This is a genomic window from Thalassorhabdus alkalitolerans, assembly GCF_042656525.1.
GTDB lineage: Bacteria > Bacillota > Bacilli > Bacillales > Marinococcaceae > Thalassorhabdus > Thalassorhabdus alkalitolerans.
The window spans coordinates 492,527-503,807 of sequence record NZ_JBHSOZ010000002.1 but is presented as its reverse complement, the minus strand read 5'-3'; the positions used below and the strand labels follow the sequence as shown (position 1 = coordinate 503,807).

The 11,281-nt window shown below is 42.4% G+C and carries 8 protein-coding genes and 4 tRNA genes; all 12 read left to right on the top strand.

Going from position 1 to position 11,281, the window contains the following annotated elements; all coding sequences use genetic code 11:
• Positions 1–149 precede the first annotated feature (149 nt).
• The 12 genes from dnaB to ACFPU1_RS02300 all read left to right on the top strand — a co-directional run bounded on the left by dnaB (position 150) and on the right by ACFPU1_RS02300 (position 11,239).
• Positions 150–1,517, top strand: coding sequence for a replicative DNA helicase (gene dnaB, locus ACFPU1_RS02355; RefSeq protein WP_385938115.1), 1,368 nt, complete (start codon positions 150–152; stop codon positions 1,515–1,517).
• Between the two features lie 391 nt (positions 1,518–1,908).
• On the top strand, positions 1,909–3,198 hold the full coding sequence (locus tag ACFPU1_RS02350) for an adenylosuccinate synthase (protein ID WP_100400482.1): 1,290 nt from the start codon (positions 1,909–1,911) through the stop codon (positions 3,196–3,198).
• Positions 3,199–3,419: 221 nt separating this feature from the next.
• A tRNA-Lys gene (locus tag ACFPU1_RS02345) sits at positions 3,420–3,495 on the top strand.
• Positions 3,496–3,669: 174 nt separating this feature from the next.
• Positions 3,670–3,744, top strand: a tRNA-Glu gene (locus ACFPU1_RS02340).
• A gap of 16 nt (positions 3,745–3,760) precedes the next feature.
• A tRNA-Asp gene (locus ACFPU1_RS02335) sits at positions 3,761–3,836 on the top strand.
• A gap of 6 nt (positions 3,837–3,842) precedes the next feature.
• A tRNA-Phe gene (locus ACFPU1_RS02330) sits at positions 3,843–3,918 on the top strand.
• A gap of 269 nt (positions 3,919–4,187) precedes the next feature.
• The gene (gene yycF, locus ACFPU1_RS02325) at positions 4,188–4,895 is read left to right on the top strand and encodes a response regulator YycF (protein ID WP_385938112.1); all 708 of its coding nucleotides are present in this window, start codon (positions 4,188–4,190) and stop codon (positions 4,893–4,895) included.
• A 2-nt stretch (positions 4,896–4,897) separates the two neighbouring features.
• Positions 4,898–6,715, top strand: a complete 1,818-nt coding sequence (gene walK, locus ACFPU1_RS02320) for a cell wall metabolism sensor histidine kinase WalK (RefSeq protein ID WP_385938109.1) — start codon at positions 4,898–4,900, stop codon at positions 6,713–6,715.
• Positions 6,712–8,049: a YycH family regulatory protein gene (locus ACFPU1_RS02315; RefSeq protein ID WP_385938106.1), complete on the top strand. Its 1,338-nt coding sequence runs from the start codon at positions 6,712–6,714 to the stop codon at positions 8,047–8,049. Before walK ends, ACFPU1_RS02315 begins: the two co-directional genes overlap by 4 nt.
• Complete coding sequence (locus tag ACFPU1_RS02310) at positions 8,036–8,869, top strand: two-component system regulatory protein YycI (protein WP_100400478.1); 834 nt, start codon at positions 8,036–8,038, stop codon at positions 8,867–8,869. Before ACFPU1_RS02315 ends, ACFPU1_RS02310 begins: the two co-directional genes overlap by 14 nt.
• Positions 8,870–8,883: 14 nt before the next feature.
• Positions 8,884–9,678, top strand: a complete 795-nt coding sequence (locus ACFPU1_RS02305; protein ID WP_385938251.1) for an MBL fold metallo-hydrolase — start codon at positions 8,884–8,886, stop codon at positions 9,676–9,678.
• A 352-nt stretch (positions 9,679–10,030) separates the two neighbouring features.
• Positions 10,031–11,239 (top strand): S1C family serine protease, encoded by a 1,209-nt coding sequence (locus ACFPU1_RS02300; RefSeq protein ID WP_385938248.1) that lies wholly within the window; start codon positions 10,031–10,033, stop codon positions 11,237–11,239.
• The last annotated feature ends 42 nt before the right edge of the window (positions 11,240–11,281 follow it).

Genomic DNA, 11,281 nt, shown 5'->3' with positions numbered 1-11,281 from the left:
GTCAGCCATTTCTTTTTTTATATCTATCTTGAAGACATTGGACGAAAGAGTCATTTCTTTCATATTTCTTTTTCTACAGGCTCGCCTTATAATAGAACATGGCAGGAAAATGAGCCAAGAAAATATTTATACTAGGAAGGCGATGTACGATGAATGAAGTGTTTACAGACCGGACACCGCCTCAAAACATAGAAGCTGAACAAGCTGTGTTAGGGGCGATTTTCTTAGAAGGCGAGGCCCTTGTAACAGCTACGGAACATCTTACCCCTCATGATTTTTACCGGGCTTCACACCAACGAATCTACCAAGTAATGATAAATTTAGCTGATAAAGGTGAGCCAGTTGATTTAGTAACAGTAACCTCTGCCTTGCAGGATGCACACCTGTTAGAAGAAATAGGCGGCCTATCCTATTTAACGGATCTGGCTAATTCTGTACCCACGGCAGCAAATGTTGGGTACTACAGCCAGATTGTTGAGGAGAAGTCGTTACTGCGCCGGCTTATACGGGCAGCCACAAACATTGCTTCTGAAGGCTATGCAAGTGAAGAAGAGGTAGAAGATATACTAAGTGAGGCTGAAAAATCTATATTAGAAGTTTCTCAGCGTAGAAGTACAAGCGCTTTTGTATCCATCAAGGATGTCTTGATAGAAACCTATGATAATATTGAAATGCTTCAAAACCGAGGAGAAGATGAAGTTACGGGAATCTCCAGCGGATTTGTGGAGCTGGACCGAATGACTGCCGGGTTTCAGCGAAGTGATTTAATTATTGTGGCGGCAAGACCTTCCATGGGGAAGACAGCATTTGCTTTGAATATTGCTCAAAACGTTGCGACCAAAACGGAGGAAAACGTGGCCATTTTCAGCCTGGAGATGGGAGCATCCCAGCTCGTGCAGCGTATGCTTTGTGCAGAAGGAAACATTGATGCACAAAAAATGCGGACAGGGGCTTTGGAGGAAGAAGATTGGGAAAAACTAACTATGGCAATGGGGAGCCTTTCAAGGGCTGGAATTTATATAGATGACTCTCCGGGTATTCGTGTCGGAGACATCCGCGCTAAATGTCGACGGTTGAAGCAGGAACAAGGCCTTGGAATGATTCTGATTGATTATCTTCAATTAATCCAGGGAAGCAGCAAAGGCGGGGAAAGCAGGCAGCAGGAAGTTTCAGAGATTTCCAGAAACCTGAAAGCAATTGCCCGTGAGCTTGACGTTCCCGTCATTGCGTTATCTCAGCTTTCCAGGGGAGTAGAATCCCGCCAGGATAAACGACCAATGATGTCTGACTTGAGGGAATCTGGAAGTATTGAGCAGGATGCTGATATTGTTTCCTTCCTTTACCGTGAAGATTATTACGACAAAGAAGCAGAGAACCAAAACATCATAGAAATTATCATTGCAAAACAGCGTAACGGACCTGTAGGAGCGGTAGAGCTTGCTTTTATTAAGGAGTACAATAAATTTGTTAACCTTGATCGAAGCCATGATGACAGCTTTGCTCCTCCGGTAGCTTAGCCAGAACAAGCCTTAAGAGGATCTTTCTCTGTATGTTTTAAGAATCTTAGCTGAAACTAAGGAAGATTCTTTACGATACAGAGGGGATTTTTCTTAAGGTTTTTTCTGTACCGGAAATAGGAGGAGAAAAATCACGTATTCTCATGGCGGTCTGTGTTTCTCTTCTCAGATACATAATTATAACGAACATATAACTTTGTCAATTACAAAAATGTTCGGGTTTTGTTGACTTGCTTATGGTAAGTTGATACAATATGAAAGGGTTTTTAGGAGAAAAAACTTCTTAAATGAATATCTGCCTGCACAGAACCTTTTGGAGAATTTTTCGTAACAAAAGGTGTGTTTTGGCTTATAAGAGAGTGGTTGTACATACTTTTTGGAGGTGGACGCTTTGTCGTCAGTAGTTATTGTAGGTACACAGTGGGGAGACGAAGGAAAAGGAAAAATTACAGATTACCTTTCGGAAAATGCAGAGGTTGTGGCTCGATATCAAGGCGGAAATAATGCCGGCCATACGATTGTGTTTGGCGGAAAGAAATATAAATTGCATTTAATTCCATCAGGAATTTTTTATGATGATAAAGCTTGTGTGATTGGAAACGGAATGGTAATCGATCCGAAAGCGCTTGTGGAAGAGCTGGCTTATCTTCATGAAAGAGGTGTAGACACCAGCAATTTGAGAATCAGCAATCGTGCTCACGTGATCCTGCCTTATCATATTAAATTGGATGCCGTAGAAGAAGAAAGCAAAGGTACCAATAAAATTGGAACAACCCGCAAAGGGATTGGTCCTGCATACATGGATAAAGCAGCAAGAATCGGGATTCGCATTGCAGACCTTCTGGATAAAGAAGAGTTTGAGGAAAAGCTTGAAAGAAATCTTAAAGAAAAAAATCGTCTTCTTGAAAAGATTTATGATGCAGAAGGCTTTAAGATCGAAGACATACTTGAGGAATACTATCAATACGGTCAGCAAATCTCAGAGTATGTGGCTGACACATCTGTTGTGTTAAATGATGCGATTGATGAAGGGCGCCGCGTATTGTTTGAGGGTGCACAAGGGGTTATGCTGGATATCGATCAGGGGACTTATCCGTTTGTCACTTCTTCTAACCCTATTGCAGGTGGAGTGACGATTGGATCAGGTGTTGGTCCCTCAAAGATTGATCACGTGGTAGGGGTGTCTAAAGCGTATACTACACGTGTAGGAGATGGCCCGTTTCCAACTGAATTGCATGATGAAACAGGCGACCAGATACGTGAGGTTGGTAATGAATACGGAACTACCACTGGACGTCCAAGAAGAGTAGGGTGGTTTGACAGTGTGGTTGTCCGCCATGCAAGAAGAGTAAGCGGACTGACTGATCTTTCTTTAAACTCCATTGATGTATTAACAGGAATTAAAACATTGAAGATTTGTACAGCGTATAAGTACAAAGGAGAAATTATGGAGGAGTTCCCGGCAAGCTTGAAAGTATTAGCTGAATGTGAACCTGTCTATGAAGAACTTCCAGGGTGGGAAGAAGATATTACAGGCGTAAAGTCACTCGGAGACCTTCCTGAAAATGCCCGCCATTACATTGAGCGGATTTCTCAGTTAACGAACATTCCTTTAACCATTTTCTCTGTTGGACCAGACCGGAACCAGACAAATCTTGTCCGGGGCGTGTGGGGAAGATAACAAAGTGCAGGAACAAAGGAGAAAGGAACTTTCTTTCTCCTTTGTTTTTTTCATACTTTTCCTTTTCATGGAGAGGGCGGAATGTTAAAATAGGTACAGAATTTAAGGAAGAACAAATTTTTTAAAAAAGAATATAGATTTCTTCTTGCATTAAAAAAACACCTGTGATAATATTAATCATGTCGCCGAAAACAAAGCATAACTGCTTGCGAGACACACAGGAGCCATTAGCTCAGTTGGTAGAGCATCTGACTTTTAATCAGAGGGTCGGAGGTTCGAATCCTCCATGGCTCACCATTTATACACATGAGTCGCATGATTCTCACCTACGGTTCTCCCGTAACAGAGAAGCACAGCAAGGAAGCGACGGGACTAGCGTTGCGTCGGAATCCTCCATGGCTCATCATTTAATTACATAATACATAAGTTTTATGATATGGAAAGTGACATAGAACACTTCTTTTCCTGTAAGGCCCGTTGGTCAAGTGGTTAAGACACCGCCCTTTCACGGCGGTAACACGGGTTCGAATCCCGTACGGGTCACCATTTCATTTCATAAACTGGGCCTGTGGTGTAGCGGTTAACATGCCTGCCTGTCACGCAGGAGATCGCGGGTTCGATCCCCGTCAGGCCCGCCATGTTTAGGCTCGATAGCTCAGTCGGTAGAGCAGTGGACTGAAAATCCACGTGTCGGCGGTTCGATTCCGTCTCGAGCCACCATTTCATACTCTTTGAGTATGTTTTTTTTATAGGAATAATTGAATGTAAGTGAAAATTAACACTGCGCGGTTGGTAAACCGGGCAGTTTTTCAGTAAATAAAGGGAATAACCCTAGATTAACAGAGAAAAGACGGCAGATAAGGAAGTATTTCATTAACAAGATAACTTCCCCTGCTCGCTATGTTACAATAGAAGCTGAATTAACGATCCAACGCTTCTTTATGCTGGGCGATTAATCTTTTAGTGATGAAGAAATGGAGCGGATGAGGATGGACAAGAAAATTCTTGTTGTCGACGATGAGCAGCCGATTGCTGACATTTTAGAATTTAGTTTAGATAAAGAAGGTTTTGAAGTACAAGTGGCTTATGGTGGAAAAGAAGCAGTAGAAAAAGTGCACGAATTTGAACCTGACTTGGTGCTTCTGGATATTATGCTTCCCCATCAGGATGGGATGGAAGTATGCAGAGAAATCCGCAAGCATTTTGAAATGCCTATTATTATGCTTACTGCCAAAGATTCAGAGATTGATAAAGTACTGGGCTTAGAGCTTGGTGCAGATGATTATGTAACAAAGCCTTTTAGTACCCGGGAATTAATTGCCAGAGTTAAAGCTAATTTACGACGGCATCAAGCCCCTCCAGAAGAAACAGAACAAAAGCAAAAGGAAATTCAATTTGGCGATCTGCTCATTGATCCGGATGCGTATCTCGTTTCTAAGCGAGGAGAGCCTATAGAACTTACACATCGAGAGTTTGAACTGATCTATTATTTAGCAAAGCACATTGGACAAGTGATGACGCGAGAGCATTTACTTCAAGCTGTTTGGGGCTACGACTATTTTGGTGATGTACGAACAGTGGATGTAACTGTACGCCGGCTCCGTGAAAAAGTGGAGGATAATCCCAGCTACCCTACGTGGATTATTACGAGAAGAGGAGTAGGCTACTATTTAAAAAACCCTGAACAGGAGAAATAACCATGAAAGCTATCGATTTCTTTAAATCGATTAATTTTAAAATCGTAGTAATCTATGTATTGCTGCTTATTATTGCGGTACAAATTATTGGTGTCTTCTTTACGAATCAGTTAGAAGAACAACTCGTGGATAATCATTTTTCCATGCTGGAGGAACGGGTTAATTTACTTGAGTATAATGTGGCCCAGGAAATGGTCAGGACCAGAGGGGATGATGATAACTCGTTAGAGAGAGATATCAGCATCCTTTTAAATGAGTTTTTTACTATTGATAACGCTACAATTCAAGTTGTTGATGCTAACCAGGTAGTACGGGGCACGTCTCTCAGCCAAAACCTTGTAGGGCAGCTCAACACTGAAGTCAGAGTCAAGAGAGCCCTGCTTGGAACAGAAGATGAAGATATCCTTCTTGATCCTCAGGGAAACCGGATATATGTGATGGCGCACCCGGTTCGTGTGGACGATACAATTGTGGGAGCGATTTATATCGAAGCTCCTATGGAAGAACTGTATTCAGAGATGCAGGATATTAATAACATTCTAGCTACGAGTACCTTTATTGCCTTGGTCGTGACAATGATTTTGGGAATATTTGTGGCCAGAACCATTACGAGACCTATTGTAGATATGAAAAAGCAGGCCAGAGTTATGTCTGAAGGTGATTTCTCTCGTCGTGTAAAAGTATATGGCAACGACGAAATCGGGCAGTTGGCCATTTCCTTTAATAATATGACCAGAAAGTTAAAGGATGCTAATGCGACGACAGAAGGAGAGAGAAAGAAACTAAGCTCTGTGCTTACTCATATGACTGACGGCGTGATTGCAACCGATGAACTGGGCCGTGTTATTTTAATGAATAAGAGAGCAGAACAGCTTTTAAACATATCCAGTGAAGATGTAGAAGGGGCCTCCCTTCCTGATTTGCTCAGGCTGTCGGAAACCATTGCACCAAGTGACCTATACGATTACTCAGATTCAATTTTGCTGGATTTCAGTGAGCAGGAACAAGAGTATCTCCTGGAAGCAAACTTTTCGGTAATCCGTAATGAAGATGGACCGGTTAATGGTTTAATTACTGTTCTTCATGATGTAACGGAACAAGAGAAGATCGATCGTGAACGAAAAGAATTCGTAGCCAACGTTTCCCATGAACTTCGCACACCTCTTACCTCTTTGAAAAGTTACTTAGAAGCTCTTGAGGATGGCGCGATGCTTGATGATACGCTGAGACAGCGCTTTTTAAAGGTGACCCAGAATGAAACGGAACGAATGATCCGTCTTGTTAATGATCTGCTGCAACTTTCAAAAATGGACAGCAACGATTTAAAACTTAACTACCAGTCTTCAGATATAGGCAGCCTTCTTCATGAAATCGGCGATCGTTTTGAAATGGTGACGAAGGATAAAAACATTCAATTAGAACGAGTGATTCCTTCTTATCCTGTTTACATTGACATGGATCAAGATAAGATGGTGCAAGTGTTTGATAATATCATTTCAAACGCTGTTAAATATTCTCCAGATGGCGGAACAATTACTCTAAAGCTCCATCCTCGAGGGCAAAATATAGCAGTAACTGTTCGTGATGAAGGAGTAGGTATACCAAAGGAAAATCAAAAGAAAATCTTTGATCGATTTTACAGAGTAGATAAGGCAAGGGCTAGGAATTTAGGGGGCACAGGTCTTGGGCTTGCTATTGCCAAGGAAATGGTTCAAGCTCACGGTGGTCACATTGGTGTGCGCAGCGAGTGGGAAAAAGGAACGACAATTATCGTTACTCTTCCGTATTCTGTCTATAAAAAAGCAGGTGTTAACGAATGATTGAACGGGTGAAATCTGGCCTCCTGACAATTCTAGTCATTATTAGTTTATTTCTAACGTGGCTCATGTGGACGTACCAGCCTGATTATGATCTTTTGCAGGGTACTGAGCCTATTGAAAGTGACCCTTACGGAGAGGAATTAAACTACGATGAGGTAGTGTGGCCTGAACGCATGATCCTTCATACACAATTGGGGAGCACCATGGTGGACGGCCAGGAATCTTTGTTTGTTTCTTTTTATGAAACCCTTCTTGATGCCGGGTTTGAAGAACTCTCTGTCAGCACCTCTGTAGATACTGAAAACCTGTATGACGTGGAATCAGGAATTGAACTGATATTTCCTGCTCCTATTCCCAGTGAAGTGTTAGGCGAACTTTTTGAATTTGAAGAAGATGAGCCTTATTTAACGGTTGGATCGGCAGATCGTTTTCTCTTTACTCATGATGAGGAAAACGAGGAGATACTGGCACATCTGATTTCATATGAGGAAGATTTAGTGATTGAAGCATCTACCACTTTGAGTGTTTCTGATTTTGAAAACCAGTATTTGAACCGTGCAGGGTCTTACCCTGAGGTATTTGCTCATCAAGGGAACGAAGGGAACGAAGAAATACCTCGAATACACTATCTGCCGGAAAACCCTTTAACTTATCCGCATGTACAATATACGAGCGTAGAGCTTCAAGCTGAGCCTTTTATCGATTACTTGTTTAGTGACCCGACGTATGTAAAGCATTACCGCCAGGAGAATGGCACAGAGTCCTTTACCGACGGGAACAGGATGATGAACTTAACTAGAAATGGACGGTATTTAAATTATATTAATCCAGTGTTCAGCGACCATGGAACTGCCAGTCAGCAACATGTGGTGAACACATCCTTTGACTTCATTAATTCTCATGGAGGGTGGACCGATCAGTATCACCTCTATTCCTGGAGTCAAGATGCGGACCAGGATGAAAGCAGATTTCGATTGATTATAGAAGGGGTTCCTGTGTTTGAAAGCAATGGAGTGAACAGAACAAGCTTATTTGTTACAAGGTCTGGCACCCAGACATCCCGTTATTCTAGACCGATGTATGATATAGATGTAGAAGAAGAGCCCATTGAATCCACTCCATATGAACTGCCCGCTGGACAAGAGGTGCTGGACTATATTGAGCAGCATACTCCATTTAGCGAAGAGGAAATTGAAAATATTCGTGTAGGCTACCAGATGGACAGGCACAACCTCGTCCTGGCCTTTGAACCCATGTGGTTTGTGAAATACAGAGACTCTTGGTATCCGCTTGAAATTAATAATTCAGAGGGGGAGGAGCATGGACTGGAGTAAAACAAAAACCATCTTCATTGTTACGTTTCTCCTTCTTAATTCTTTTCTGGTCTATCAGCTTATTCAAAAACAAAATGCCAGTGAACTAAACGTAAGAGCTGAGATGACTTTGCAGCAGCGTTTTGAGGACAATAATATTCGCATTACTGAAAACCTTCCCGATGAAATTAATGAAGGACGACACATAGTTGGGAAACGCACACCCGTCCCTCAGGAAGCAATAGATGCAGTAGACGAAGAAGAAATTCTTTTTCCTGATGAACATGCCATGGGGGTTGTCCTGGATGAGCCATACTCAATTTCCAATGATAATGTGAACGAGGACATTGGGAGCTTTTTAGAATCGGAGGTATATAACGGTGAACAGTACCGCTTTGCCAGCTGGGATCAGGAGAATCAAAATCTGGTATTCTACCAAACCTACCAAGGCAGCACGATATACACTGATCAGGAAGAGCAGCTGGTACTGTTTTTAAATGACGAGGGAGATGTGACGAGCTACCTTCAAAGCTTCCTGGAAGTGGAAGAACACGGGAGAAAGCGCGAACTCCTTTCTCCTTTAAAAGCAATTGAAAGCTTGTTAAATGAGCAGCTTCTTACGTTCAATTCTGTCGTCAGTCAAGTGGAACTTGGGTATTACAGTTATTTCAGTCCTCTTGGAGAATCCCAGGTGTTTGCGCCGATGTACCGCATCGAAATTGATGAGGAGTCTTTTTATCTGGTCAATGCCATAGATGGTGGAATTCAGGAGTTAACTGATTCTGCCCACCAGGAGAATGAAGATACTAGTGAAGAGTCCAGGGAAAATGAAGAGGAATAAACGGAGTGAATACAATGTCTTTAAAGTGCAGTGTACTAGCAAGCGGGAGTACAGGTAACGCCATCTATGTAGAGACAGGAAAACAAAGACTTCTCATTGATGCGGGGCTGAGCGGAAAAAAAGTAGAACAGCTCCTGGCCAAGGTTTCTTGTAATCCTAAAGAGCTGGATGGCATATTAGTATCCCATGAACACAGCGATCATATAAAAGGGGTAGGAGTGCTTGCGCGTAAACATGGCATTCCTGTTTATGCCAACAGCCTAACCTGGAAAGCCATGGACAGCCAGATAGGAACAGTTGATCCAGGACAGAAGTTCCACTTTGAACGAGGAGAAGTGAAAAGCTTTAAAGATCTTGACGTGGAATCTTTTGGAGTTTCCCACGATGCTGCTGACCCGATGTTTTTTGTTTTCCATCATGAGGGAAAAAAGCTGACGCTTGCTACCGATATGGGGTATGTCAGTGAACATATTAAGGGTACCATTCAAAACTCAGACATGCTTATCTTTGAGTCCAACCATGATATGAACATGTTGAGAATGGGGCGTTACCCTTGGAATGTCAAAAGACGGATTTTAGGGGATTTAGGGCACGTATCAAATGAAGATGCTGCGTTGGCTTTGGCGGAAGTAATCGGTGATAACACATCAAGAGTGTATCTGGCTCATTTAAGCCAGGATAATAACATGAAGGAACTGGCTCGAATGACAGTGTCTCAAATGCTGGAAGAGAAAGGACATGGAGTAGGCAGTGAGTTTCACCTTTTGGATACGGATCCTTATACGCCTACGTCCTTAATTGAAGTATAAGCAAGGTTACAATAAGAAAAGTGTTTCGGTCTAGTACGGCGAAGACCGCTGTCAGGCTGTTGAGAAAGTTTTCTCAACAGCCGTTTTTATCTTCTTCAGCAACGTGGTATATAAGCAGGTGAACTTTTAAGGTGTAAAAATACAGAGAGTCGGACACCCTAACATCATAATTATGGAAAATATTCTAAAACGTTTTTCTCATATAGACAAATGAGAGCAACCTTTTTAAAATAAGATCACACCCCTTCCTCATAAGGTTGTCGTCGTTACATTTGTCCATATGGTTTGAATGAACAGTGTCTATGAAAAAGACTGTAAGAGAAGAACTGGGGAAAGGATGATGATGAGGGTCATGGGTTATTATGATGATCATGCTCACAAAACTAGAAGTGGAAACAAAGGCAGACGCGGGCTGATATGGGCCGGTGTTACAGGGGTAATATTAGGAGCGCTGCTCGTAATGTTTTCTGTTCCTTTTTTTACGACCGATCAGGCTGGCACAGCAGAGAATCAGTCCAGTCCTAATAATGAGGAAACGGTTGAAGAAAGTCCTAATCAGCAGCATGTCAGTTTAAACGTAACTTCAGATATAACGGAAGCTGTCGATCAGGTTTCCGGAGCAGTGGTAGGAGTGTTTAATCTTCAGCAGTCAGACTTTTGGGAAGAGTCGGGTATGAATGAAGGGACCGGGTCAGGAGTTATTTATAAAGTAGAAAATGGCCAGGCCTATATCGTTACAAATCACCATGTGATTGAAGGAGCAAGCCAAGTAGAAGTGAGCTTGGCTGATGAAACAAGGATGGAAGCAGAAATAGTAGGTTCTGACATATTAACTGATTTAGCTGTCCTGCGAATTGATGGAGAGCCTGTAGATACAGTAGCAGAGTTTGGCGACTCGGAAGCTCTCCGTGTTGGAGAACCGGCAATTGCCATTGGAAATCCATTAGGATCTTACCTGTCAAGCACGGTCACGCAAGGAATTATAAGTGCAACCGAGCGCAGCATTCCTGTAGATCTAACGGGAGACGGTCAAATAGACTGGCATGCGGAGGTGCTGCAGACAGATGCAGCTATTAATCCGGGAAACAGCGGGGGAGCTCTCATTAACATTAACGGTCAATTAGTAGGGATTAACTCCATGAAAATTGCTCAAGCAGCAGTAGAAGGAATTGGATTTTCAATTCCTACCTCAGTGGCGGTTCCTGTTATTGAAGATTTAGAATTATATGGAGAGGTTCAGCGTCCTCAATTGGGTGTAGGGATCAAATCTCTCGCAGAAATACCAAGCTATCACTGGCAAGAAACCTTAAACCTCCCGGAAGAAGTGGAACATGGAGTGTTTATAACAAGTGTAGCAAGTAATTCACCAGCTGAAGAGGCAGGTCTTCAGGAGTATGACGTGATTGTCGCCTTAAACGGAGAAGAAATTGTAGACGGTCACAGTTTAAGACAATTTTTGTATTCTGAAGTTGAAGTGGGCGATACGATTGAAGTGGAGTTCTATAGAAACGGAGAACTTCAAACTATTGAAGCGACTTTGATGGAAGAAGTGCAATTTTAACAGGAAAGAACAAGGGGCTGTCTCAATTTGAGCACGGCCCTT

What these genes read in the sequence shown, in the direction of transcription:
- dnaB (WP_385938115.1), top strand. Translation starts at nt 150, where the DNA reads ATGAATGAAGTGTTTACAGACCGGACACCGCCTCAAAACATAGAAGCT.
- yycF (WP_385938112.1), top strand. Translation starts at nt 4,188, where the DNA reads ATGGACAAGAAAATTCTTGTTGTCGACGATGAGCAGCCGATTGCTGAC.
- walK (WP_385938109.1), top strand. Translation starts at nt 4,898, where the DNA reads ATGAAAGCTATCGATTTCTTTAAATCGATTAATTTTAAAATCGTAGTA.
- ACFPU1_RS02315 (WP_385938106.1), top strand. Translation starts at nt 6,712, where the DNA reads ATGATTGAACGGGTGAAATCTGGCCTCCTGACAATTCTAGTCATTATT.
- ACFPU1_RS02310 (WP_100400478.1), top strand. Translation starts at nt 8,036, where the DNA reads ATGGACTGGAGTAAAACAAAAACCATCTTCATTGTTACGTTTCTCCTT.
- ACFPU1_RS02305 (WP_385938251.1), top strand. Translation starts at nt 8,884, where the DNA reads ATGTCTTTAAAGTGCAGTGTACTAGCAAGCGGGAGTACAGGTAACGCC.
- ACFPU1_RS02300 (WP_385938248.1), top strand. Translation starts at nt 10,031, where the DNA reads ATGGGTTATTATGATGATCATGCTCACAAAACTAGAAGTGGAAACAAA.